The sequence below is a fragment of the Pseudoalteromonas sp. 2CM28B genome (assembly GCF_023161935.1).
Map to the genome: position 1 here is coordinate 14,769 of NZ_JALNTH010000031.1, position 26,768 is coordinate 41,536.

At 40.8% G+C, this 26,768-nt stretch carries 18 protein-coding genes and 1 pseudogene; 9 read left to right on the forward strand and 10 right to left on the reverse strand.

What is annotated here, in order from left to right; all coding sequences use genetic code 11:
• Positions 1 to 18 precede the first annotated feature (18 nt).
• From MTN96_RS27760 to MTN96_RS27795, 8 genes and pseudogenes are all read right to left on the reverse strand, one after another.
• A complete protein-coding gene (locus MTN96_RS27760) occupies positions 19 to 912 on the reverse strand; it encodes a DUF4097 domain-containing protein (protein ID WP_248533497.1) in 894 nt (297 codons plus the stop codon).
• Between the two features lie 207 nt (positions 913 to 1,119).
• On the reverse strand, positions 1,120 to 3,654 hold the full coding sequence (locus tag MTN96_RS27765) for a TonB-dependent siderophore receptor (protein WP_248533499.1): 2,535 nt from the start codon (positions 3,652 to 3,654) through the stop codon (positions 1,120 to 1,122).
• A gap of 274 nt (positions 3,655 to 3,928) precedes the next feature.
• Entirely contained in the window at positions 3,929 to 4,774 is an 846-nt protein-coding gene (locus tag MTN96_RS27770; protein WP_069438887.1) for a DUF4198 domain-containing protein, read from the reverse strand.
• A 34-nt stretch (positions 4,775 to 4,808) separates the two neighbouring features.
• Positions 4,809 to 5,318 carry a DUF2271 domain-containing protein gene (locus tag MTN96_RS27775; RefSeq protein WP_013466240.1) on the reverse strand — a complete coding sequence of 170 codons (510 nt, stop codon included), beginning with the start codon at positions 5,316 to 5,318 and terminating at the stop codon, positions 4,809 to 4,811.
• Entirely contained in the window at positions 5,318 to 5,950 is a 633-nt protein-coding gene (locus MTN96_RS27780; RefSeq protein ID WP_036983344.1) for a PepSY-associated TM helix domain-containing protein, read from the reverse strand. Before MTN96_RS27780 ends, MTN96_RS27775 begins: the two co-directional genes overlap by 1 nt.
• Positions 5,951 to 6,032: 82 nt before the next feature.
• Complete coding sequence (locus MTN96_RS27785) at positions 6,033 to 6,428, reverse strand: YbaN family protein (protein WP_036980673.1); 396 nt, start codon at positions 6,426 to 6,428, stop codon at positions 6,033 to 6,035.
• Positions 6,429 to 6,570: 142 nt separating this feature from the next.
• A pseudogene (locus MTN96_RS27790) lies at positions 6,571 to 7,529 on the reverse strand (hypothetical protein).
• A gap of 110 nt (positions 7,530 to 7,639) precedes the next feature.
• On the reverse strand, positions 7,640 to 8,125 hold the full coding sequence (locus MTN96_RS27795) for a MarR family winged helix-turn-helix transcriptional regulator (RefSeq protein ID WP_008466785.1): 486 nt from the start codon (positions 8,123 to 8,125) through the stop codon (positions 7,640 to 7,642).
• A gap of 406 nt (positions 8,126 to 8,531) precedes the next feature.
• Between MTN96_RS27795 and MTN96_RS27800 the strand changes: the two genes are divergently transcribed.
• From MTN96_RS27800 to MTN96_RS27815, 4 genes are all read left to right on the forward strand, one after another.
• Entirely contained in the window at positions 8,532 to 9,386 is an 855-nt protein-coding gene (locus MTN96_RS27800) for a D-hexose-6-phosphate mutarotase (RefSeq protein ID WP_036980670.1), read from the forward strand.
• 16 nt (positions 9,387 to 9,402) lie between these two features.
• The gene (locus MTN96_RS27805) at positions 9,403 to 9,948 is read left to right on the forward strand and encodes a PH domain-containing protein (RefSeq protein WP_248533552.1); all 546 of its coding nucleotides are present in this window, start codon (positions 9,403 to 9,405) and stop codon (positions 9,946 to 9,948) included.
• Complete coding sequence (locus tag MTN96_RS27810; RefSeq protein WP_248533501.1) at positions 9,938 to 11,488, forward strand: PH domain-containing protein; 1,551 nt, start codon at positions 9,938 to 9,940, stop codon at positions 11,486 to 11,488. The genes MTN96_RS27805 and MTN96_RS27810 overlap by 11 nt, the downstream gene beginning before the upstream one ends.
• Before the next feature lie 143 nt (positions 11,489 to 11,631).
• On the forward strand, positions 11,632 to 14,445 hold the full coding sequence (locus tag MTN96_RS27815) for a hypothetical protein (RefSeq protein ID WP_248533503.1): 2,814 nt from the start codon (positions 11,632 to 11,634) through the stop codon (positions 14,443 to 14,445).
• 65 nt (positions 14,446 to 14,510) lie between these two features.
• On the opposite strand, the gene MTN96_RS27820 is transcribed toward MTN96_RS27815, so the two are convergent.
• The gene (locus MTN96_RS27820) at positions 14,511 to 15,644 is read right to left on the reverse strand and encodes a PepSY domain-containing protein (protein ID WP_036980663.1); all 1,134 of its coding nucleotides are present in this window, start codon (positions 15,642 to 15,644) and stop codon (positions 14,511 to 14,513) included.
• 272 nt (positions 15,645 to 15,916) lie between these two features.
• Between MTN96_RS27820 and MTN96_RS27825 the strand changes: the two genes are divergently transcribed.
• Positions 15,917 to 16,531 carry a PQ-loop domain-containing transporter gene (locus tag MTN96_RS27825; RefSeq protein WP_069438893.1) on the forward strand — a complete coding sequence of 205 codons (615 nt, stop codon included), beginning with the start codon at positions 15,917 to 15,919 and terminating at the stop codon, positions 16,529 to 16,531.
• A 65-nt stretch (positions 16,532 to 16,596) separates the two neighbouring features.
• Positions 16,597 to 17,385 carry a PhzF family phenazine biosynthesis protein gene (locus MTN96_RS27830; RefSeq protein WP_248533505.1) on the forward strand — a complete coding sequence of 263 codons (789 nt, stop codon included), beginning with the start codon at positions 16,597 to 16,599 and terminating at the stop codon, positions 17,383 to 17,385.
• A gap of 52 nt (positions 17,386 to 17,437) precedes the next feature.
• Here the strand turns inward: MTN96_RS27830 and MTN96_RS27835 are convergent, their stop codons facing one another.
• Positions 17,438 to 19,948 (reverse strand): zinc-dependent metalloprotease, encoded by a 2,511-nt coding sequence (locus MTN96_RS27835; protein ID WP_248533508.1) that lies wholly within the window; start codon positions 19,946 to 19,948, stop codon positions 17,438 to 17,440.
• A 292-nt stretch (positions 19,949 to 20,240) separates the two neighbouring features.
• Here MTN96_RS27835 and MTN96_RS27840 point away from each other — a divergent pair, with 292 nt between their 5' ends.
• The 3 genes from MTN96_RS27840 (at position 20,241) to MTN96_RS27850 (ending at position 26,745) form a co-directional block, all read left to right on the forward strand.
• Positions 20,241 to 21,419: an efflux RND transporter periplasmic adaptor subunit gene (locus MTN96_RS27840; protein ID WP_069438896.1), complete on the forward strand. Its 1,179-nt coding sequence runs from the start codon at positions 20,241 to 20,243 to the stop codon at positions 21,417 to 21,419.
• Positions 21,420 to 21,432: 13 nt separating this feature from the next.
• Positions 21,433 to 24,564, forward strand: coding sequence for an efflux RND transporter permease subunit (locus tag MTN96_RS27845; protein ID WP_248533510.1), 3,132 nt, complete (start codon positions 21,433 to 21,435; stop codon positions 24,562 to 24,564).
• A gap of 108 nt (positions 24,565 to 24,672) precedes the next feature.
• Positions 24,673 to 26,745, forward strand: coding sequence for a S9 family peptidase (locus MTN96_RS27850; protein WP_248533512.1), 2,073 nt, complete (start codon positions 24,673 to 24,675; stop codon positions 26,743 to 26,745).
• Positions 26,746 to 26,768: the final 23 nt, after the last annotated feature.

Sequence of the window (26,768 nt, forward strand, 5' to 3'; positions counted from 1 at the left end):
TTTCGCTTTATTAGTGTATTAGCGGTCTAATTTTACAGTGCCTGAAATATTATCAATACTGACATCACCCGAGCCTGCTTCTGTAATAGTTAGCGCTTTAGCGTAATTAACGCGAATATCGCCAGAGCCATCATCAATCGTCACGCTTGAGCCAATATGTTCAATCAACATATCTCCTGAGTTATCGTCTACGGTGACTGCGCCATTAATATGTTTAATAGTTATGCCGCCCGAGCCATCTTCAACATTTAATACGCCTGTTACGTTAGTAACTTGCATTTCGCCCGAGCCATCTTCAATAGCGACATTACCACTGACATTATCAATATCAATGCTGCCTGAGCCGTCATTTAATACTAAGTCGCCGACCACATTTTTTACGTAAATACTGCCCGAGCCATCATCAATATTTAGGTTTTTAGCACTATTGATAGATAAGCTGCCAGAACCATCTTTTACATCAATATTGCTTTGCATCTCGTTAATAACAATATCGCCTGAGCCGTCGTTAATATCTAAATTTAGGGTGTTAGGTACGGTAACAACTAAATTGATACTTGGTGATTGCCCGCTGTAAAAGCTAATCCCATTATTACTTTTATTTTGTGCAACAAGTTTTGCTTGTGTACCGCTTTTCTCAAGGGTGAGTTCGTATTCATCGTCAATGTCGGCGGTGTAAATGATGGCATCAACGCTAATACTGGTTGCAGTATTAGAGCCCTGAATATCGAGCGAACCGGCACCACTTAATATCGTTAAGTACTCAAGGTTATTGCTTGGCAGTGAAAGCTGCTGGGTTTGTTTAACTGATGCGACACTGGGCGATATGTGAAATACACAACCGCTGAGTAATAAAATGCCACTAATTAATGAAACGGGCTTAGTGAAGTTCAATAGAGTTGATGTGCTCATGTTTAGTCCTTTGATATTGATTATTTTAGTTAATATACAAAGTATGGAGCAAAATTGAGGCCGAAATGTAAGTTGTTGTTTTATACGAGGTGGCAGCAGTAATTAAAAAGTTAAAATGCCAAAATATGGTTAAAAATACTAAATGTTAATAAAAAGGATGCACACTGCATCCTTTTGTAATTACTCTATTATTAATGGGCGTTTTACTTAAAAATTGTAAGTAATGTTACCGTATAAAAAGCGCCCATCTAAACTGTAGGGTGTGTAAGGCGTGTACGGAAATATTTGGCCAAAGTTAGAGTAGCCAATATTATCTACCGTTGCTTGAGGGTACTGATCGAACAAGTTATTTGCACCCACTGCAAATTTCCACGCTTCGTTAGGACGATAAGCGACTTCTAAATCGGCAATCCATTTAGCATCTAAATATTCATCACCCTCGCTGGTGGTTGAAATATCTGCCACTTCCCCATAGCGAGTTGCACGCAAGGTTGTTTGCCATTGGTTAAAGCTCCAAACAGCCGATAGGTTTAGTTTGTTATCGGGTGTGCCTTGCTCAAAACGGCCTACTTCACGACGGGCAAATACCACGTAGTCATCGCCTAAAGAATTTAGCTCGCTCGGGTTTGCATCTACATGAGTCACTTCGGTATCGTTAATGTTTGCCGCCGCATTTAAGCGCACATCACCCAATGTATTTAAATCAAGTGTGTACGTTGCCACAATATCAACACCTTGCGTGCGCGAATTGATTGCGTTGGTAAAGTAACGAACACTTTCGGTATTTAGCTCGCCAGCATTCGCTAGAATTTGCTGTACAGCGTTACCGCTTAAGTTTTCAGAGAGTACAATCCGGTCATCAATATCAATGCGGTACGCATCAACTGTTAAGCTAAAGCCACCTTGAGTGTAAACAAATCCAGCGGTAACGTTAACTGAGTCTTCTGCATCGAGCTGTTTTGCACCTAACGCTTGAGCTGCAGGAGCAGAGCTTGGGAATAGACCAACTTCAAAAGGCTGGTTATTTTCGAGAATAGTCGATATTTGACGGTACGAGCTTTGTGCAAGTGACGGCGCACGAAAGCCAGTACTTGCCGCACCACGTAACGATAGGTTGTCGTTAATACTGTAACGCGTGGCTAATTTTGAAGTAAATGTGTTACCAAAATCGCTGTAATCTTCATAACGACTGGCTAAAACAACATTCCATTTATCAGTTAAGTAAGTATCAAATTCAGCAAATACAGCAACATTATGACGACTTTCATTGGTTGTGCTTTGCGGCCCAAACCCAGGAAGCACTTGCGCACCGCCAGCAGCAATTGGGTTGCCGTTGTTATCAAGCGCAGTAATATAAGAGGCTTCCTCGCCTTGCTCTATTTTATAGCTTTCACGGCGGTATTCAGCACCAATAGTGAAAAATACATCATCGGGTAGACCAAAATCAACGCTGGTATTGGCATCAAAATTAACTAAAAATTGATCGTAAACCATGGCGCCGTTATCAAACTCAGTTTGGCTATTAGTACCTAAAGAAGTATTGAGGCTATTTACAACCCCTAAACCAAAGTCATTTCGGCCGTAGTTGGTGCTTACATCCCAAGTCCAGTCGCCACTATCGCCTTGTAAACCAAGTGCCAGCGAGTAATCTTTTACGTCGGTAGCAATTTGTGGCAAAAAGCCATTAGGGTATAGCTCTAAAACATTGCGGCTGTCTTTTGCACGACGGTAAAATCCGCCCGAGTTACCTTCACGCTCTGAATAGCTACCAAATGAGTAAACATTAAAGCCATTCTCTAAATCGTATCCCATATTGTAAAACAAAGCGTAGTCTTCCAGCGCTGCTTTACCAAAACGGTGATTGTAGCGATCAATTGTAAATTCGCGTGGGTCTAGGCTGCCATCATCTAGGCGGCTGTATTGTTCGCGCGGATCAAAACCAGAGCGTTGAGTTGAGTCGTTATCACGGTATTCAACTGATACATTTACAAAACCATTGTCTGTTAATGAAAAACCTGAGTTTGTGCTAATTGTGCGGGTACTACCGTCGTTAACGTGACGATCGTCGCCTAAATTAAATGCAAGGTTGCCGTTATCATCCGCATAAGTGCTATTTAGTTGCGGTACACCGGCCATTTGGCTGTCGTATTGGCCATAAGTTACGCTAACACTGCCGCCTTCGGTGGCATCTTTTAAAACAATATTGATTACTCCCGCAATGGCGTCAGAACCATATTGTGCTGCAGCCCCATCGCGCAGAACTTCAACACGCTTAATTGCAGAGGTTGGGATCATGTTTAAATCAACCGCGGTAGAGCCGCGACCAACCGTGCCCCCTAAGTTTAATAACGCACCAGAGTGGCGACGCTTACCGTTAATAAGGACTAAAGTGTGATCGGGTGCAAGGCCTCTTAAAACCGCTGGGCGAGCATGATCGGTGCCATCAGAGAGTGTGGCACTTGGGTAGTTAAAGCTTGGTACTTGGTTAGCGAGCACTTGGCTAATTTCAAGTTGCCCCGTACTTGCCATATCATCACTGCTAATAATATCTACAGGCACAGTACTTTGCGCAATACTACGCAAACTGCGGCGCGTGCCTGTTACTGAAATTACTTCGATATTTTCTTCGACTTGGTTAGTTTGCTCAGCCGCATTCGCAGCTGAAAAAGAGGCGCCAAGTGCGGTGGTAATAGCCAAGCTAAGTGCTAATTTTTTATTAGCTGATAAATGCTGAAAAGTCATTGAGCGTGCCTTGAAGATTTTGAAAAGGACGCATCATATATAAGCGGCTAGTGCATCGCAAAGATCTAAATTGACTAAGCTATTCAACTATTTTCATAAAAATAAGTGATCGGAATAATAGATTGAAACAGGAACAGACAAGGAGGCTAAAATATAGGATTATGCTTATTTAGGCAGCGAAAATGACTAACTTGGTTTAAAGCTTTGTTAAAGGGGTTTAATTATAAAGAAGCTACAGGCCAAACGATTAATGTGGCCTGTAGGGAATTAAAATTTATTCAGGTGCTACTTCAAGGGTGGTAAATAATACATAGCGGCTGGCGTCTACATCTTTTTCGTTTACTGTCACTTTTTGAGAGGTTTCGATTAGGTATAGGCCTGGCTCTTTCCACGTTGTGCTAAACATGCCGTTTTTGTCGGTCGTTACTTTTATTTCGCCACGTTCGTTACGATAGCGTGTATCACCTTTTAAAATGCTGACTTCAATGCCTTCGCCAACCGGCTTTCCATCGCTTATTAGCTGAAAGCGCGCTTGCTCGCCAACAAATAAATCGTTTGGATGCGTTGGGCCGCTAAGCTCTAAGCCTTGACCTAATTGTGCTGGTTTAGAGGTACCATTATGACTAACAAAGGTATCAACAGTAGAGATGGTTTTAATTGTAGTGATGTCGCTGGCGTCTTTAGGTAGATTGGCATCTGCTTTTTTGGCGAATACACGGCTTCGCTCACCTGCTGCATTTTTGTAGAATGTCATGTACATAGGTTTTTGCGTCATCGCAATATGATAGGTGCCTTGTTGCTGAAGTTTTACTGCAGCAGAGCTTTTGCGTTGTAGGTAATAGGCACGAATGGTATCGCTAACTTGCTCGCCATTTGGGGCAAGTGCCATAAGCAGAGTATCGTCGTATTCAGCGCCTTTTGTGCTTGGACGAAATGCTTTATCAGGTGCAAAAATTTCGTTAGAAATACTCGCATCAATCATTACATAATGGGCTTTATCCCCTGATAGCGAGGTATGCGAAGGTAGTAACCAGCGGCCATGTGCACTTGCAGCTGTTGATACCAGCGTTGATAAACTCAGTACGCCAATGAGTGCTGTTTTTAATAAATTAACGTTCATTATTTTTCCTTTAAATTTGAATGATAAGTAGGGACTACCTAGCGGATACAGTGACAAAGCTGGTTGAAAATTCGTTTTTGCCATCAATGGTTATTTTTCCTGATTGGGTTAAATCAAGCTCAATACGGCTGTAATCACGCCCGCCTTCTTCACGAACAACTTCAATATTTAACAGGTATTTTCCTGCGATAACTGATTTGCCATTAAGATCGTTTCCGTCCCAATTAATGGTATAAGTGCCTGCGCGTTTGGTTGCGCTACTAACCCCATCGAAGTTTGCATCACTTTTACCGGCTTTGCGCCACCATTGGCGTAGGTCTTTAAACCATTCCGCTTTTTGTACCCAAAGCGCTAAAGTTGTGACATGTTTACGCTCTGGTGTTTCGAGCCAAACAGCAACATAAGGTCGATGATAGGGCTGCACATCTAACTCAGGTAAAGTTAATTCGATTTCTAATTGGGGGGATTGCGCTGCCACCGAAGTGTGAAAACACACGGCAATTAACAGCAATACGGTGCTAATTAAAGATTTAAACTTGAACATTAAAACACTCCTTTAATTTGTGGAACCCAGCATAAATAAATAACCAATGGTGTTGCGATTCCTAATACGGTTATCCATATTCCTGCTAAGCGTTTTTTTCTGTTTTGAAATAAAATAATCATGCCGGTGATGGCAAATAGAATCATCAGTACTGCAGATATATCAATAACCCAGCTCCATACTTCTCCTGAATGACGACCTTTGTGTAAATCGCCAATAACACTTAAAAACCCCCCGGTTTGATAATCGAGTAACAATTCGCCACTAATAAAATCAAACTCTGCATAGGCATAGCCTGCTGGTAATGGGTAGTCGAGCATAACCAGTGAATCTTGCTTTTCCCATTCAATGCTTTTCACTTTATTCAGCCCATAGTGTTTGGCTAAGTAAGCTTCTATTTGTGGATAAATAGCAGGCAGGCTATTCAATTGTGTATTTGCTTGAGTAAGCAGAACTTGGGGGATTTGGACCGTAATTTGGCCATTGTTTTTATCGTTTTTTAACCAGTCAACATGGTTTAGCACTATACCGCTTACACAAAATAGAATAAGTAAAAAAAACAAAGCGGTGGAAATATAGATATGTAGAGTGCGACTTGTACTATATAAAGTGCGTTTATTAACAAAGGGCATAAAAGGTACAAACTTATTTAACTTACACGGATGATAATGATTTTCATTAGCTGTTACAAATTTATTTACCAAACTTTACACTTTATTTTTTAGGAGGAGTTGAGTGCTTAGAGATTAAGTAAGTTAAAATCAGCACTTCAACAACAGCCACTAGAGCAATAATCCAAGCTGGAGGGCTGTTGTATAATAAAAACATAAAGCCTATTAGCATACCTATACCCGCAGCATACTTTGCCTTTACAGGAACCACTTGATGGGCGCGCCAATGTTGTAATGTTGTGCCAAAGCGAGGGTGGTTTAATAGCCAAGATTCAAGCGCCGCGGATGAGCGAGCAAAACAGGCTAAGGCTAAAATTAAAAACGGCGTGGTTGGCATAACCGGTAGGGCAACACCAACAATGCCGAGTAATACACACAGTAGTCCCAGCAATTTAAAGCCGAAATTTTTATAATAAATAAAAGCGTTTTTTATACTCACTTTAGCTCTTTTTTAATTAATTAAACGGTAAAAGTGTAAGCTAATTAAAAGGTAAAATGAAGATAAAATGGCTTAGTTGCATGTTATCAACTAAGCCATTTAGGGTTAGCAAAGGAAAAGAATTTCCTGATTGCACTACCTATTAAAAGTAATAGCCTAAATTAATATTAAAACGGCGCCCGGTATCGCCATCACCAATAACGGTACCGCCAATAAAGGGTTGATTACGGGCTTGTACGAAATCAACATAACTAAAGAATCCGCCAGCAGTGATGCTCATACCGGTTACATTCATCCAAGTATTGGCGCTATTATCTGACTTGTTGTCGATGATCCCATAGTCGTTATAAAACTGCAGATTGGGAACTGGGCCCCATTCTAGTGCGTAGTCATAGGCAATATTAAAGTTGGTCATTGTGGCTTGGCTCGATACACTGTCATAATAGTCAAAAGCACCCACCGCAAAGCGGTTATTACCATCGTCTAAGTCATATTCACCGTCGTGAAGTCCGCCACTGAGTAACGATGCCCCGATGTCAGTGGTGATATTTTTACTATGCTCAAGCTGATAAGTAGCGCGACCAGCAAAGGTGTTGTATTCACCAAGTTACTTTGCAGGCTCGGCATAGGTGCCTTCATCGGCAGGGCGACTACCAACAATATCATAAGAGTAACGATGATTTTTGTCTGATGCTGAGCCATCAACTCCACCCAGTTCATCGTTTTTAAAAAAGCCGAGATCAAGTGTCCAGTTGTCTTTAAGCTTATGCTTGGCGACTACCCCTAAATCAAAGTCACCACCGCGATCTTCATTGCCTTCATCGTAAGAGTTTATACCGTAGTTAGCGCGAATAGCATCTCCTACTTTTATCCAGATTATTGCTTTTCTTGCTGTGCAGTGTCTGTAGAAGTAGCTTGCAACTGTTTGCTAACTTGTTCTACTTGCTGAGACTTTTTTTCAGCGAGTTTGCTTTCAAGTTTATCTACTTGTTGCTTTAACTGCGTTAATTAGTTTTGGAGAGGTTGAAGGTTTGATGCATAAGAATTGCTAGCAACACCACTTAAAATTAATGCGAGTGTTAGTTTTGAGAGTTTAGTCATAATAGCCGTTTTGATTGTGATTAAAAAATTAAGGCGCAACGATGCGCCTTTTAGTGTGGAAATAGGAGAAAATGGCAGACTAATTTAGTTTATTGTTTTTATACTGCGTTTTATTCTTTAGTAGAAGTTTGAAATAGTGCGCCTACTTCTAAAAGAGGAGAGGCATCTAGCTTATCTGCATCCATCATTGCGGCAATACGTTGCATTGATGAAAGTAGTAGGCTCTGTTCCCATTCAGCAAGCGCTGAAAATTTTTCGATAAAGTGTTCTTGCAAGGGCTGAGGGGCTTTTTCGAGTAATTCTTTACCTTGTTCAGTAAGATATAAGCTGACCCGGCGTTTATCCATTTGACTACGAACGCGTGTTACCAAATTCTTGCTTTCTATTCGGTCAAGAATATTTGTGACCGTTGCCGGGCTTAAATTTACATTTTGCGCAATACGACTCGCGGTAATGCCGTCAGTTTGAGACACTTCTTGCATAATAAGCAGTTGTGGTCCTGTTAAACCCGCTGTTTTATTAAGTTGTTTTGAATGTAAGTCAATCGCACGGATCACCTTGCGTAAAGAAACTAGTAACTCGTCATATTTTTGCATTTGTTTGTCTCATGAAAGGCGAATCAGTTGCCGTAATCACGAAATGTTACACATCAAATAAATTGAATTCAAATGATATATATCATTTAACGCCGCTATTATTGGTTTTTATTAATTTGATCAGTAATTAAAATGGCATTTATTATCTTTATTTTATTAAAAGTTAATAATACTCAGCCTTGCTAAGGCTGCGCACCTTACGTAAGTTAAAAGCGATACGCAAGCCACAGGTTTAAAGCTTTAGTCGTAATTGAGCCGTTGATGTGGCATAAAAATATAGCAACTAACTCAATTTAAATAACTATTCTATGTAGCTTATGCTTTAAGCATGCATTATTGTTTGTGTACAGTAACCTGAACTCAGGTTAAGTACTAAAAAATTAGTCTCAGTGTTAAAGGAGATAAAATGCAATTATCACCCTCAGTATGTATTGAGCGTACATATAGCGGTTTGGAATTTATTAGTATTAATAGTCGCCAATGTAAGGCGAAGATATTTTTACAAGGTGGGCAAATAACTGAGTTTACACCCAAAGGTAAATTGCCACTATTGTGGGTGTCTGGGGATGAAACCTTTAGCGAAGGGAAGGGCATTCGTGGCGGTATTCCTATTTGCTGGCCTTGGTTTGGTCAACATGAAAATAAAGACTTTCCAGCACATGGCTTTGCGCGCACGCACGTATGGCAAGCCGATGAAGTGCATGAAACCGAGAACGAGATTACTGTTAGTCTTAAATTACCAATGAAGCAGATAGATTCTACCTTTTGGCCTCATCAATCTTCTTTAAGGGTTGAGTTTATTTTATCTGAGCAGTTAGAGGTGCGTTTAACCACCTGTAATTTAGGTAACACCCCATTTAGTTATACACAGGCGCTGCATACTTACTTTCCAACTGATGATATTAATAATACTTGCGTAACAGGGCTGCAAGGGGCGCAATACATAGAATTTGGCCAAGGGCCTTATCGGCAAAGTGATGTGGTTGGTTTTACCCGTGAAACCGATATGGTTTATACCCAAGCCGGGGCTGTACAAACCATTGAAACTCCTCAAGGGACGATCAGCGTTAGCAGAGAAAACTCGCGCTCGTGCGTGTTATGGAATCCATGGATTGAAAAATCAAAGCGACTATCAAATTTTGCCGATGATGATTATAAAAGCATGTTATGCCTAGAGGCTGCGAATGTACTTGAAGATGCGGTTACGCTTGAGCCAAAACAAAGTCATACCCTAGTAACAACAATTAAGTGGCTTGGCTAAGCCTACCATACGCGAAATGGAGCAAAGTGTGTTTACTAATCAACAAATAACCGACCTACCGCAACATAAAAGCATAGTGTTTGAGCCGCTTGCGGACAAAGCATTGTTGCATGCACAATTGAATTGGTTGTTATTTTTCATTCCTTTTTGCTTAGTACTAGCGGCTGTTTACTATTTTAATACAGACTTTGCTGCTATGGCGCAAGGTTACTTATTGGTTGCTGTTCCGCTATTAATTTTACTGTGTATGTTATACAGCGTGTTCAGCATAAAATTACAGGGCAGCGCGTTGCGTACCCACGATATTGCTTTTAAAAAAGGCATTATTTGGCAGCAGGTGACAATTTTACCGTTAGCGCGTGTGCAGCATATTGAAATACACCGTGGGCCCATAGAGCGAAAACTTGGTTTAGCCAGTTTAAGACTTTATAGCGCCGGCGGTATGAGTGCCGATTTACAAATTAGTGGTCTGACCCACGAAAAATGCAAAAATATTCGTCAGTTTGTACAAAGCTATCGCCACGATGAAACCGCAAGCGAGGTAGCTGCCAGTGAGTGTTGATGCTGCGCAAATAACGTCACCTTCACTTAACTGGCAAAAAGTGTCGCCCTGGGCGCTGGCTTATTTTGTGATGCATTTTAGTGTGCGCTTCATAAAAGACGGCTTATTTAATTTACTGCCCGTGTTGGTGGTATTTGTTACCCAAGTAGAAAATAAACTATTTTGGGGGCAAGTTGGGCTCGCGGTTGCTTTAACTTCATTGCTTGCCTATTGTTTTTTGTATTACCGTAGTTTTCGTTTTTGTATTACTGACGAGCATGAAATTTTACTTAATAAAGGCGTATTTAAAAAAGAGCGACTTACCTTAAAATTTTCTCGAGTGCAAAACGTAAATATAGCGGAGCCATTTTACTTCACCCCCATAGGGTTAGTTAATTGTATTTTTGATGCGGCAGGCAGTGTTGCTCAAGAAGCTGTTTTGCCAGGGGTAACTAAAGATTACGCGCAACAAATGCGTAAACGAGTGTTTGACTATAAAGCGCAGCAACAACCATCAGCTGAGGTGGCTGATACAGCGCAATCTCATATTGAAGAGCAGAGCGAAAATAGTTTAGTTATCACCAATAAAGAAATTGCTAAATTTGGTTTAATGTCGAATATGGCCATTTTAGCACTTGCGGCAATTGCCCCTTTTATGAATGTGGCCATCGACTTTTTAGAGCAGCAGTTCATAACAAAAATAGAGGGTTTTTATCAGCAAGAGCTGGGTATGATGGCTAATGCAGCTGTGTTTGCGGTTATAACTTTAATTATTATGTTGGTATTTATTGCGGTGTTTTTATCAGTGACTATGTCGCTCATTCGTTTTTATAACTATCAGCTTTTCTTTAAAAATAATAAATTCAAACGTATTGCAGGGCTGTTAGAGCGTCATCAACTATCAATTAGTTTAGACAAAGTACAGTCAATCGTTATTAAGCAAAACCTAGTTGCTAGGCTATTAAAACGCTTTACTGTGGAGTGTTTGCAAGCCAGTAGCGGCGGTGCTGCAAGCATGGCGAAAAAGAATAAACAAACCTTAGTGCTGCCTGTGCTCACGCAGGAGCAAGTTGATAATGTGTGTCAGTGGATTTATCCGTGGTTTGACAGTAAAAAGCTGGCATTCAATGCGGTAGAAAGGGCGTTGTTATATAAAAACACGGTGTTTTATGCTTTGCTACCGAGCGTTGCTTCTGGTTTTTTTATTAGCTTTATGCAACTTAATACATTAATTGCATTAGCATTATTCTTGGTACTAGCCGCGTTAGTGTTTTTATCTTATAAACGTTATGGGTATTACCTTCATCAACAAGATGGGCGTTTTTATTTGGTGGTACGCAAAGGTATGATTGGCGTGCATTACCGGGTATTTGAGCTCTACAAAGCACAAAGCGCTCGCAGTGTGAGCACCTTTTTTATGCGTCGTTCTGGCTTAAAAAGCCTGTATATACAACTTGCTGCAGGCGGTGCGTATGTCCCATATTTAAAACAGCAAGATGCTGACTTCATTATAGATTTTACACTTATGCAGGCTGAGTCAGACCCTCGCAGTTGGATGTAACTTCCTTTGTTCAAAACTCAGATTAAATAATAAAGCGGGTGTTAAAACACATTTGCACATGCTTTATTACACTTTTTTACTGCCCGTTTTTTCCATTTGATAATACTCTAAGCATTATCAAATGTACTATTTAAGGGATTATTGTGAAAAAGTCACTCATTGCATCAGTCTTATTATTGGCTGCACCTAGCTTTGCTGCTAATTGGCAAACCATTCATACCGAGCATTTTAATGTTCACTTTAGTAGTGAGCATACTGATTTTGCTAAATCGACTGCGGTAGAACTTGAGATTGTTCGCACTAAAGTGCTTGAGCAACAAAATCGGGCGCTTGATAAAATCGTCGATGTGGTGGTGTTTGACCCTCTAAATGCAGCAAATGGCTTTGCCTTACCAACCTCTAATAATCCTGTTATGGCGCTTTTTACTACGCCACCACAATCGGATACGGTAATCTCAAACTCATCGGGCTGGCAGCAATTACTAGTATTGCATGAGTACATTCACTTAGTGCATTTAGCGCAGCCAACCCGCAGTGAGTGGCAACAAAAAATTAGAGGGGTATGGGATCTTTACGATTTAACCTATGGCGATACACCGCGCTGGGTAGCTGAAGGATACGCCACCTTAATTGAGTCTAAAATGACAGGCCGAGGGCGACTCTTTGATAACTATTCTGAGGCAATACTCAGGGAGTTTGCTCAGCAAGGAGCGCTTCCGACCTATGGGCAACTAAATAGCGATGAGGGCTTTATGGCGGGCTCTATGGCGTATTTAATGGGGAGTCGTTTTTTATACTGGCTAGAGCAAAATTACTCAGAGCAGCTACTCGATAATGTATGGGTTCGTATGCGAGCAGTGAAATCACGAGATTTTGACGACGCATTTTCTGGTGTATTCGGGCAAAGCGCTGCCAAGCTATATCGTCGATTTATTGCTGAATACACTTATAAAGCAATGCAACAAGAGCAAACCGAATCATCACTTAATAGCAAGCTTTGGTTAAAGCTAGATTTATACGCTAGCAATCCAGCTCTTTCAAATGATGGTAGCAAAATTGCGATAGTTGAACGTGATGAAAAGAGTAAAACAAAACTAATAATTTACAGTACAGAAGACAACACCAAAGCACGAGATGAGTTTACTAAGGTGCAAAAGGAGCTTCTAGAGAACGATAAGCAAGATGTTCCTGATACCCCGCCAATCGTATTTAAGCGCGAACAAAAACAAGTACTAAATCAAATTAATCGCGCAGGTATTGCTAACCCGCAATGGGTAAATAACAACACACTTTATTTTAATGCCTACAGTAGTGAAGAATCGGGAACTTATAACAAAGTGTCTGACATTTTTAGCTACAACACCGACACTGGCAACATAGAGCAACTTACAGAGCTGGCCGGTATTCGCCGTTTTAGTGTTACCCGTGATGGTGAAACACTTTACGGTGAGCAAATAAGAGCTGGGTATTCTGAATTAGTTAAAGTCGATCTTAATACACAAGCAATCACGCCACTTTTTACCAAGAGCTTAAAAACAACGTATGATTACCCGACTCTAAACCCCGATGAAACAAAACTAGCTTACTTATCAGCATCATTAAACGAAAATTGGCAATTGTATATACAAGATGTAAGCGGTGATGCCAGGCAGTCAATCCCAATGCCTAATGGGTATCAGTATTTAAGTCAGCCAAGTTTTAGTCAAAATGGGGAGTCTATCTATTTTGTTGCTGGCCTAAATAATAAGACTGATATTTATAATTATCATATAAAAAATAACACCCTCACCCGCTTAACTAACGGGCAAGAAGCGCTCGCATACCCGATTGAGGCTGAAGATGGCTCACTACTTTATTTCTCCATTAATGCCGATGGCCCTGATGTAAAAACGCTAACAACAAAAAACCGTACAGTCGTAACAGATCTCGCTGTAAACAGTGAAGCCCCATTGTTAATGGTAAATAAGCATACCTTGCCACCGGCAAAAATATATACCGATGAGATAGCAGAACAAAGCGATTACTCAGTACTTGAGCAGCAAGCGACGTTTGCCTTGGGATCACAGTATTATTCAGCGTCAACCAGTTTGCTAAGTGTAGGTATAAAAAGTAGCGACCTATTAAAGCAACTTGATTTACAAGCGGGTTATAACATTGATTTGCATAACGGTGCATTAAATGGCGGCTTTATACAAGCAAAATACAATGCGTTAAACACAAAGTTTAAGCTTGCGCTATTTGATTATAATTTGGATACATCACATCAATATCAACCTAGCTTAAACGCTGATATTGATGCCCGAGGTGGTTTTGCTGCAATAAACCATCCATTGAAATTTGGCCAGCTTCAGTTAACCCCAGAGCTTGCTTATAACTATACAGATTATAAAAATAGCCATAAAAATTGGACACGGTTGAGTATTGCTCAAAGCTGGCAACATGACCGCCAAGCATTTGCCATAGGGCAGAGTATTTATGCCAGCATTTATGATGGGCGGAATCACAGTAGTCATTGGCAAGGTTATGACTTGGCAGCAAAAATATTTGGTAAAGCGTTTGATATACCACTTTTTGTTAACTTTGAGCAAAAGCAAAGAGATGACAGTAGCCTGACATTAGGCGGCTTTAGTTCTAATTTAATTAATCAGCAGCAAAGTAGTGAATTTGTGCTTGCTGCTGAATTACCTTTTTATAGTGCAACTGCAGAGCGCTATCAAGGTTATGGCGGTGGCGTTAGCTTTAAAGAGGGGATGCCTTGGCTTTATTACAAACAACATCAATTAGATAGCAACGTTTATGCACAAAGTTACGGCTTAAAATACCAAGGTGACTTTAGCTTCGGGATGGGGCCTGCGGGCGTAAACGATTTAACCTTTAATGCTGGACTGTCGCGTGTTGAAGGCGACAGCTTTGAAGATGAAATGCGCGCGTGGTTAAGCTTTTACTATTCATTGTAAAAGCCTATTTAGCTAAGTTACTTACTTGCCTTTAAGGACAGTAACTTAGCTGAGCACTAATACTATCAAGCATTCACATTTCTTCGCTGAGTTAAGCGATTCTTTTGTGAGTGCTTTTTACGTTTGCGGCGGGTAAGCCATAAATAAAAGCCTGTACCAGCGAGCCATACAGGGCTAAGGCCAACAATACACCATAGTATTTTACTGATAAGCCCAGCAAAATAACCAAAGTGTAGTTTTCTAAAACTGTCTATTACTTGCCAACCAGCACCAGCCTCTCGAATATCCCAGTTAGCCATGTGTTCACCTGTTTGCTTATCATAGGTTATGGTATTGGCGTATTCACTGGTTAGTGGGTTATTGGTATTTACTTCGCCATAAAGAGTGATATTTTCATCGGGCTCTCGTGGAAAAACTAAAAAAGTTGTATTAAAAGTGGGTATTTGCAGCTTGCTATCATTAAGAATCCGCTCAAAAGAGATGTCGTCACTATATAATTTATTTGTAATAGTGTGGTGCTCTTCTTCTGCGTGTTCTATTACTTCGTGATACCACACTGCACCATTAAAATAACCACCTGTAATAGCTAAAACGATAAGGATAGGTGAGCCTAAAACACCGGTCATCTTATGAATGTCACTGAGTACTATTTGTAACGTTGCGCGCCAGCGTACGCTAAATAGTCGCTGCCAAAATTTGCGGTAAATAATTAAGCCAGTAATACCTAAAGTTAATAAAAATAAAGCAAAAAAGAACCCTAATACGGTGCCTGTTTGCCCTGGTAAACTTTTTAAGTCGTTAAGTAAAAAGGTGTAATGGAGCTCTAAAAACCAGTCGGTAAAATAATGAGTTGTGCTTACGGGTTCTGATAAAACTTCTCCCGTGTATTGGTCTAAATGCAACTTATACCAATCGTCAGTGCCACGCTTAACCAAGTAAAGCCGGTCGGCGGTGGTGTTATTAAAAAGCTCCCAGCTTCCTACTACATACTCAGGAAAGGCTGCTTCGGCTTTATCTATTAATGAGTCCATAGGTAAGCGAGCAGCTTGCTGCTGTACCACAAAGTGTTTGTCAGGCATCAGTAAGCCGTCTATTTCACTTTTAAACACTAAAACACTACCAGTAATGCTAATAACAATTAACGGAATAATGGCAATTAGCGCCAACCAACTATGAATTTTAAACAGTGTTTTTCTCATTATTTTAGCTTGTATGTTAAATTATACGCATGCGCATGATAACAGTTATCATTTGTATTGCAATTGGTTGGAGTGGCGTGCTGTGAAGTTTTAGTAACGGTTTTTGTATACTCAAGTTGCCATCACTAAAAACTAAAGTAAGCGTTAAGCTTGTATAAAACCTAGCCAGCTCTACAATGCGCGCACAAAAATAAAGCCTTTAAAAACAAATGTTTAAAAAATGTTTTATTTCTTCCTTTTTATTAACAACAATGTAACGAGCGAGGTTTGCTTTGGCGTATTATTTGCCTATTTTGTCAGTGTTTATTTTGGTTTTTAGTTTTTTACCGCTACTTAATAAAATTATTAAAAACCGCAGTGTATCGGGTGTATCACTGTTAATGATGACATTTGGTTTAGCGCAAAGTGTGTACTTTATTAGCTACAATCTTTATTTTGCTCGCTTTTATATTGCTTTGCCGTTTTTTGCGACAGGATTGTTGAGTGGTTTAATTTTATACTTTTTTGCCCGTTATAATGCCGCTAAACGTCAGAAGCTGCAGTTACTTGGCATGCTTAGTTTTTCGTTATTACCTTTTTTGTTGCTGTTAAACCCTAACCTAGATACTGCCTCTGTGCTAAACGGCTTAACTTATGTGGGCTTAATTATGAGTTCAGTACGGGTTATGCCACAAACCTATAAAACACTGCGAACAGGGAATATTAGTAACCTGAGTGCGCGCTATTTTAGTTTGCAATTTATAGCAGGTATCTGTGGTTTGTTTGCAGAGCTAGCCATGCCAGTGCAAAGTACTTCGCATATATTAATGTTTATTATGATATTGCTAACTAATGCGCTGCAATTTGCGTGTATGCAGTATTATCGCGTACGTCCTGTGATGGCATAAAATTATAGTGACCGTTAATTTCATTTGTGGCACTTTGAGTGACCAATAAATAAAAAGTGCCCACTATGAAATTAACTATCCATCAAATCGATGCGTTCAGCAGTGAACTGTTTAAAGGTAATTATGCTGCCGTGATCCCATTGGAGTCTTGGCTTAGTGATGATCTTATGCTGAATATCGCTTCGGAAAACAATGTGTCTGAAACCGCTTTTACTTGTCAGTCGGCAGATGGAAGCTTTGCGATACGTTGGTTTTCGCCATTAATGGAGATTGATTTTTGTGGCCATGCTACTTTAGCGGCGGCCTATGTGCTTTGTGAGCAACATAGTATATCGCAGGTGTGCTTTAGCGCAGAGGCTGTGGGCAAACTGATTGTTAATAAAAATAACGATGGCAGCTTTGCTATGACCTTTCCTAAACAAGCCCCTGAAGAGGTTCAACTCATCCCTAATGCTCTATTAGCTGGCCTGTCTATACAACCTGTTAAAGTGCTGAAAAACCGCCAAGCTTATTTTGCTATTTATGATAATGAGCAGCAGGTTGTAGATCTGAAAACAACCAATGAACAACTAAAAAAATTAGCCCCATTAGATGTGGTTGCAACAGCACCGAGTGTTGAGTATGACTTTATTTCTCGTTATTTTTGGCCTGCAAGTGGGGGGGATGAAGACTTTGTAACCGGCTCAATTCATACTGGGCTTGCCCCTTATTGGGCAGGGCAGTTTGGAAAAAATTCTCTCAGTGCTTATCAAGCCTCACAACGAGGCGGGAAACTTTACTGTGAAGTGTGTGATACAACAGTAACTTTGACGGGTCATGCCGTAAGGTACCTTAAAGGTACTATTTACCTTTGAGTTAGTGTAAAAAAGGCCACGTAAAACGTGGCCTTGGTTTACTCAGTGTTATTTATGCTTCTAGCGCTTTGCTAATTAAGCGGTCGATATATTTTTTATGTGCTTTGGTTGCGGTGTCTGCACCCCATGCAACATCTTGATCGGCTATTTGAGTTAGCTGATATAGCGCGGCTGTTTTCGCTAAGTTATCGTATTTACTTGCTTTTTTTAAGCCTGCAATTGCAATAAGCTGATTTACGTATTCAATCTGTAAATTATGACTGACTGAATTAGCATTTTTACTATCAACAAAAATACTTGCAGTTAAATCCTCCATAAATTGCGTAAGGCTGTATTCATTACCATATAAAGCGGTATCTGAAATACGCAGTAACACAGCAGGATGCAGTAGTTGAGCTAATACACCTTTTTGCATGCCTAAAATCATTTTATGCGGTTTAGGGTCTTCGTTTTTACCGTAATGATTAAACCCACGACGCTGCTGCTGCATAAAGTTATACAATGGCTGCATGCTTTGCAGTACATTTGGAGCAAACACATACTCAGCTAAAATAGCCATTGCTTGGGTTTGACGCTCAAGTGGTACCGGTGTAAAAGGCTTTGCTGCATTTTCATCGCCCACGACGGCACGCTCTACATAAACCCCTTCAATTTGACGAGATACCACGCCTGCTTGTGCACGATATTGGCCAAATAGGCTGTTAGCTGAAGTAACAAGCTGTTGGTAAGACTCACCTTTTACTGTAGCTTTGTCTTTAAGTTCTGAAAAGAGTGTATTGATCAGTGCCATTCTATCTGCGCCGTAAGCTGCAGGGTTAGACGACAAGTCACCTATCATCACGCGAGGGTCTATATGGCGGCCAGGGGCACGCATGTCGTCGGCATCGTTACCAAAGGAAAGCGCATGTTCGCTTGAGCGAGCGAGTATTTTATCAAGGCGAGCTTGCTCTGCAGCTTCATCTTTAAGCGCTGCGCTGTAGCCGTAATTTATTGCCCAATCATCGTATGGACCTGGTTTAGTTTGGAAAATATCGCCTTGAGTCACACCCGTTGGCGCTATATTTGCTGGCGCATAGTCCATTACCGAGCCGGTAATTATGCCTTGGGTTTTACTTTTGTCGTGAACTTCTTTCTCATCCCACAAAATAGAAGACTTCATGTTGTGATTAAGACCTAGAGTATGCCCTACTTCATGTAAAACCAGCTGAGTTAAGCCTTGGCGTAACATTTGGGTATCTTCAATATCAGCGCCATTTGCTAAGCCCTTGGCCATTATTAGGCTTTGCTGTAATTCATGACCTAAAGAGCAATTGAGTTCTGAATAGTTGGTTGGCTGTGTATGGCTCATCGTGCCTTGAGTATAAAGCGTATCGTATATCCAGCGGTTTTTCATAAATACAAACTCAAGCATAATGTCTGAGCCTAAAATTTCACCGGTTAACGGGTTCGCTAATGCTGGCCCATACCCACCAAACGGTGGTTTGGGTGATGAAGTCCAGCGTAGTACGTTATAGTTAATATCGCCGGCATCCCAATCGGCATCGTCAGGTTGTATTTTTACTTCGAGCGCATTTTTAAAGCCTGCTTTTTCAAACGAGGTGTTCCAAGCAAGTACGGCATCACGCACGGTGTCACGCCATTCAACCGGTGTAGTGTTTTCTATCCACCAGGTAATCGGCTTTACTGGCTCTGATAGTGCTGCGTTTGGAGCTTTCTTTTGCAAATCCCAGCGCTTAATGACATCTTGGTATGGCGCCCAGTCGGTTGACGTCATTTTATCAAACTGATTGGTGAAATAACCAATGCGCGCATCATCAAAACGAGGTTGGTAGCTATTATCAGGTAGAGCTACAAATGAGTGTTGAACTTTTACCGACACACTTCGGGGGTCGCTTACAGCACCTGAACCTCGAACGGTTGGGCTACTATTGGTAAAAACATAATCGACAACCACATCGAGGTTGTTAGGGTATGGGCGCTGTTTGATGATGCGTGATTTTTTATCGTCTAATTTACCTACTTTAAAACGCTTTTTAGCATTTTTATCGTTCGGGTTAGGCGTAGGAGACACTTTATGTAGCGCTTCACTTAAAAAAAGCTTATTTACATTAAAGGCTATTTTACCTTCTTCTTGCTTTTCTATTTTTATACTTGCAAGCACGGCTTCGCTGATATTAGCTTCACTGGCTTTGACAAGTGCGCTATTTTCGTTAAATAAGTAGCGAGGGGTTTTACTAATAATATCAATACGATCAAAGTATTTTCTAAATTCAATCAGCTTTGTTTCACGATACGACCCACGAAAATGACCCGCATCAGTTACACCATCAATGGTATGCGCAAAGTACACAAAGGGCGTATCGAGCTGTGACTCGTTAATTACCATTAAGTGATCGCCGGTTTTTTCATCTTGGTAAAGATTAAAAATACCCGCAAATTCGGTTTGCCCTTTAATCATTTCAGTTAATGTTTGTGGTTTCTTTTCTTCTTTTTTTTCTGCTGCAACAGCATAGCTGCCACTAAGCGCTATACTCAGCGCCAAGGTAAGTGTGGTTAATTTCATCGTTTAGTCTTTTTTAGTTGTTAATATAACTTTACTGTACGGTGTGTCATGCTTTTTCGCACAGTATGATTAATAAATACTAACCTAAAGTGATTAGCTTTATGATTTATAATGGTAAAAGATTGTAACAATACATTTATAAAGCGGCTTAACAGTGCTTTTGACTTACCTTTTATTTGCGGAAGAAGACCTTGTTTATACCTTTTTGTAACAGTTGCTTACAAATGTCACGTTAATGTTTCATTAAGCTTTGGTATCATAGTGCTAATAGTAATTTGGGAGAAATAAACAGATGCAAGGTAATGTACTTAGATGGGCTTTTCCATTTGTAGCACTGGCATTAGGTGTTGCTGGTTTTGTTGCAATTAATGCGATTGCAAAAGAGTCAGACAAAAAAGAAGTCATAGACACTCGACCAACGGTGCAGGTTGAAGCCGTTTCCGCTAACAACCATCAAGTTATCATTAATAGTTATGGTGAAGTGCAGCCGCTTGAAAATACCCAGCTTTCAGCGCAAGTGTCAGGTGAAGTCGTCAGCTGGCATCCGAGCTTTGTAGCAGGTGGGGTTGTGGGCCGCGGTGAAACCCTATTTACAATTGAAAAAGACAACTATGAGGCCGCAGTATTGCAAGCTGAAGCTGAACTTGCCCGCGCTCAAGCGGTGTTAATTGAAGAGCAAGCGCAAGCCAAAGTAGCAGAAGACGAAGCAAAACGTTTCCCAAATAAAGCACGTACAGATTTATTTTTACGCAAACCACAAGTGCTGAGTGCGCAAGCATCAGTTAAGTCGGCGCAAGCAGCATTAAAAAGAGCCCAACGCGATTTAGATAATTGTGAAATCACTGCACCATACGATGCGTTAGTAGTGAGTCGTAACGTAGGTGTTGGCCAGTTTGTCAGTATGGGCGCTCAAGTTGCCGAGCTGAATAATATTGAAACCGCTGAAGTGATTATTCCGATCGCTGGCTTTGACAGTGTGTTTTTACCTGAGCGTGTTAAAGGGGTAACGGCAACGGTTATTAAAACAGGATTAAATGGGTTTGCTCGTCAAGCAGTAATAGACCGCGATTTAGGGATTGTTGATAACGCGACTCGCATGGGCAGTTTAGTGGTAAGAATTGAAGATCCTTATGGGCTTACTAATCAGCAGCCTGCAATTAAATTTGGCACTTATGTACAAGTAAACTTTGCCGGCACTATGCTCAATAATATTTATCGTTTACCGCAAGAGTTAGTGAATAACCAAACTGTGTGGATAGTTAATGATGAGCAACAGTTAGAGCCGCGTAAAGTAAAAGTGATTCGTGAAGAGGGTGAATATTTTTATATTAGCGATGGCTTACAAGTCAACGATAAGCTCGTTACTACCTTACCGGAATACCCTCAAAAAGGCATGGCAGTAAAAATAGCCGGTTTAACAGAGACTAAAAATACAGATGCAGCAGAAAATGCATCCACTGAAAAACTTTAAGGTAGGGTGAGTTATGAATAACACAGAACAGCCCAATACAACCAAACAAACAGGGTTAATTGCTTATTTTGCTAACAACTCTGTTGCTGCCAATTTAATGATGTTTTTTATTATTGTAATGGGGCTTATAAGCTACTTTACCATTCAGCGACAAATGTTCCCTAATATAGAAGTTAACTATATTACTGTAAATGCAAACTACCCAGGGGCATCGCCACAAGAAATTGAAGAAAGTATCTTAATAAAAATTGAAGAATCGCTAAAAGATATAACTGAGATAAAAAAAGGGGTATATCGCGCTTTTCGTAATGGGGGTTCTGCCAGCCTTGAAATTAATACTGACGCAGAGCTTACCGACGTTCTCGATAAGGTAAAACTGCGAGTAGATGGTATCGCGACTTTCCCTGCAGGAATGGAGCCGGTTACCATTAGTCAAATAGAGTTTCGCCAAGATGTAATTGGTATGACGCTCGTTGCCGACCTACCGCTAAATGAGCTTAAGCCAATTGCAAATCAGGTTGAAGATGAACTCTTGCAGTTATCGAATGTCTCTTTGGTGGTAAACGATGTGCCACTGGATGAAATTGCCATAGAAATAGAGCCTGACACACTGCGCCAATATAATTTAACCTTATCGGATGTAGCGAACGCGGTACGTCGTTATTCGGCTAACTTTTCAGCCGGACAATTAAAAACTGATGCGGGTGTTATTTCGGTTCGAGTAGAAAATCAGTTTTATTCTGGTGAAGAGTTTAGGCAAATTCCGGTAAAAATTGGCGCCAATGGTGCCAAGGTGTTGCTACAAGATATTGCGATTATTAAAGATCAGTTCGTTGAAGGTGAGCGTTACTTTAAATTTAATGGCGAAAACGCAGTTTATTTATCGGTAAAAGCCACCGAAGATCAAAACATTATTCCGGTGGCCGATTCTGTTAAAGCCTACATGGACCAAAAAAATAAAGAGCTGCCATTGGGTGTGCGTTTAGAGCCATTAATGGACATGACATACTACCTCAATGCACGCTTAGATATGATGAAAGCTAACTTGTTTCAAGGGGCTATTTTAGTTGCCATTATGCTTTCATTATTTTTACGTTTTAAGCTGGCACTGTGGGTAATGATTGGTTTACCAGTGTGCTTTTTAGGTGCGATGATGCTGATGCCGTTATTTGGTATCACAATTAATATTGTGTCTTTATTTGCCTTTATTATGGTGCTGGGGATTGTGGTGGACGATGCCATTGTCATAGGTGAAAGTGCCTACACCGAAATAGAAAAAAAAGGCGGCGGTGTTGTTAATGTGGTTAATGGCGCTAAACGAGTGGCAACCCCTGCCACCTTTGGTGTACTAACAACCATTGCGGTATTTGCGCCGTTTACGCTTTCAAGCGGCCCTGAAAGTTCCTTTTTTATAGGTATTTCAGTGGTGGTGATTTTATGTTTAATATTTAGCTTGATTGAATCTAAGCTGATATTACCGGCACACATTGCGCATACTCACTTTTCACCTATTAACCCTGACGGTTGGCGAGCACGCTTTAATAAGCGCTTTTTTAGCTTTGTGAATGGGCCGTATAGGCAGTTTATTGTTAATTGTATAAAGTGGCGTTGGACGGTGCTGTTTAGTTTTATTGCGCTACTAATTTTCACCTTTGCGTTAATATCGTCAAACCAGGTGAGAATGATCCCATCGCCTAAAGTGCCGCATGACTTCCCGCAAATTAATGTTGAAATGAATGATAATGTATCAGACATCCAAACCATTAATGCTATTCGTCAAATCGAAGCCATGGTGCTTGAAATAGATAAGCAAACCGAGCGCGAAGAAGGGCAAAAGATGATTCGCGATGTATTGGTATTTAACCAAGGTCGTACAGAGGCGCAGTTATTAGCGCCATTGGTTGATGAAGATTTACGCCCTTATAATGCCTTTGAGCTTTCGCGCCGCTGGCGTGAAGCGATGCCTAATATCGCGGGTGTTAAATCACTAACTATTCAGGATGACGTTGGCGGTGGAGGTGGCGGCGGTAACGGTGAGTTTGGTTACTTACTGTATGGCTCTGATATCGATACATTGAATGAAGCAGGGCGTCGCTTTATTGGGTTATTGCAGCAGCAAGAAGGCTTATTTGATATAAGCTCTACCATTGACCCTGCTAGCAAAGAAGTACAAATGAGCTTAAAACCAGTCGCCTTTGACTTAGGGTTAGATTTGGCCTCAATTGCAAATCAAGTAGGCGCGAGCTTTTATGGTGGCGAGGCGCAACGTGTTATTCGCCGCGGTGAAGAAGTACGGGTGATGGTGCGTTACCCTAAGCTTACTCGCGAAGCGTTTTCATCGCTTAAACACGCGGTTATCACTACGCCACAAGGCAAAGATGTATTGCTAGGTGATGTAGTTGAGCTAACCGAAACCCCTGGTATTAGTTATATACGTCGTGAAGGCGGTTATCGCACTGTTTATGTGTATGGCAATATTGATGAGGAAGTGATTGAGCCAGGCGAAGTGGTTAAGCAAGTAAAAGAAAATCTACTACCACAACTGTTGGACGAATACCCAAGTGTTAAGTCAGAACTAGGTGGCGCAATTGAAGAACAACAGGCGCAAGCTAATGAGCAATTGTTATTTTTTGCTGGCGGTATGATTTTAGTTTATATATTACTTGCCGTGCCGTTAAAAAGTTACTCACAACCTCTCATTGTAATGTCGGTTATTCCATTTAGTTTAACGGGGGCAATATGGGGTCATTTTTGGTTTGGTTTAGATATTAGTTTAATGTCGGGTTTTGGTTTAATTGCTGCTGCAGGGGTGGTTATTAACGACTCTTTGGTGATGACTGATTTTATTAATCAGGCGCGTCGAGCTGGTATTAGTATAAAAGATGCGGTTATTGAAGCAGGCTGTGCACGCTTTAGACCCATATTACTTACCTCAATTACGACCTTTGCAGGGGTATTGCCGATTATGTTTGAAACCAGTTTACAAGCCAAATTTGTAACACCTATGGCGGTAGCCCTGGGCTTTGCGGTTATGTTTGCAACACTGATCACCCTTATTTTGGTGCCGTGTTTGTATATTATTTTAACCGACATAGGCGCGCTATTTAAGCGCCCGTTCGCAAGTAAAAAAGCGAGCGTAAGTTAACATCACCCAGATCATGTAGCTGAAAAAAGCCAACCTTTTATAAAGCGGTTGGCTTTTTTATTTTTATGATAAACTGACCGCCATTGTTATTTTTTAAACGGTTTTTTTGTGTCTTCTTCTGATTATTCTTTAAGCTTATTGCCTAATTTTCCTATTGCTAAAAAGCAAGCTCATGCGCTGACTACTCACGCAAAAACACGCAGTGATGATTATTATTGGATGCGCGATGATGAACGAAAAAGTGCCGAAATACTCGCGCATTTAGCACAAGAAAACGCTTATTGTGATGCACAATTAGCTGCCATTAAGCCACTACAAAATACATTATTTGAGGAACTCAAAGGCCGTATTGTAAAAGATGATAACACTGTACCGGTAAAAGATGGCCAGTATTGGTATCACTCAGAGGTTCGCGGAGATGATGAATATGCGCGTCATTATCGCAGCAGCAGTATGGCAATGGCTGATAAAGAGCTACTACTTGATGTTAATGAACTTGCCAATGGCTATGAGTTTTATGAGTTAGGGGAAGTGGCGCTGAGCCCCAATGAGCAATTAATGGCTTACTCTGAAGATACCGACGGCAGACGGATATATACAGTACGGTTTAAAGATTTAAGTAGCAATACAATGCTCGACGATGTACTTGAGATTACCGAGGGGCAAGTGGTTTGGGCGAACGACAATAAAACCGTATTTTATGTAAAAAAGGATTTAAAAACCTTATTAGGTTATCAAGTTTTTAGACATGAACTAGGGACTGAGCAACACCAAGATGTGCTGGTATACGAAGAGCAAGACAGCAGCTTTTTTATGGGGTTGGGTAAAAGTCGTGATGAAAGCTTCATTATTATTGATTTGGCGAGCACAGAAACTAACGACATGTGGGTGCTTGATGCCAATCAACCGCAAGGTGAGTTTACCGCTTTAATGCCGCGCGAAGAGGGGCATGAATTTGATATCGATAAGCTTGGTGATACTTTTTATATAGTGACTAACTGGCAGGCCAAAAACTTTAGATTAATGACCGCAACAAGCGACACCATTGCTGATAAAAACCAGTGGCAAACACATACCCCTCATCGTGAAACTGTATTATTAGAAGGCGTTGAACTATTTAACGACTTTTTAGTGCTTAGCGAGCGCGAACAAGGCCAAGCACGCTTTGTTGTGGTTAATAAAAACGCCGAGCGAATGAACCTTGAGTTTGATGATCCTTGTTACTACGCCGCTATTGCGATGAACCCAGAGCCAAGTGTAACCCATGCACGCATTTACTATTCAAGCTTAACAACGCCAGGCTCGCTTTATAATGTTGATTTAACCACCGGTGAAAAAACCTTACTTAAACAACAAAAAGTACTTGGTGATTTTAACGCAAATGACTACCAGTCAGAGCGACTCATGATAAGCGCTCGAGATGGAGTAAAAGTGCCGGTGTCGTTGGTATATCGTAAAGATAGCTTTAACAAAGATGGCTCAAATCCGTTGTTTCAATATGGTTATGGCGCGTATGGGATCACCATTGATCCTAGCTTTTCGAGTACGTCACTTAGCTTACTCGACCGTGGCTTTGTTTATGCGATTGCGCATGTGCGTGGTAGCGAAATGCTAGGGCGTTCATGGTACGAACATGGTAAAAAACAGCATAAACAAAATAGCTTTAATGACTTTATAGATGTAACCAAAGCGCTCACTGAGCAAGGATACGGCAACAAAAGTAAAGTATTTGCCTCGGGTGGCAGTGCTGGGGGGTTATTAATGGGAGCTGTGGTAAATCAAGCGCCTGAGCTTTACTGTGGAGTGGGCTGCCATGTGCCATTTTTAGATGTGCTCACCACCATGTTAGATGAAAGCATTCCGCTTACAACAAATGAGTATGATGAATGGGGTAACCCAAATGACCCCCATTTTTACGACATTATTGAAGCGTATTCACCGTACGACAATATTAGTGCGCAACACTACCCCAATATATTGGTGACAACCGGTTTGCACGACTCACAAGTACAGTATTGGGAACCAATGAAATGGGTGGCTAAAATGCGTGAATATAAAACCGATGATAATATTTTAGTGTTTAAAACCGACATGGATGCAGGGCATGGTGGGGCATCGGGTCGCTTTAAGAGTTTAGAAGAAAAAGCCCTAGAAATGGCCTTTTTTATCGCTTTGTCATAGCCTGTAAATGATTGTTACAAAAA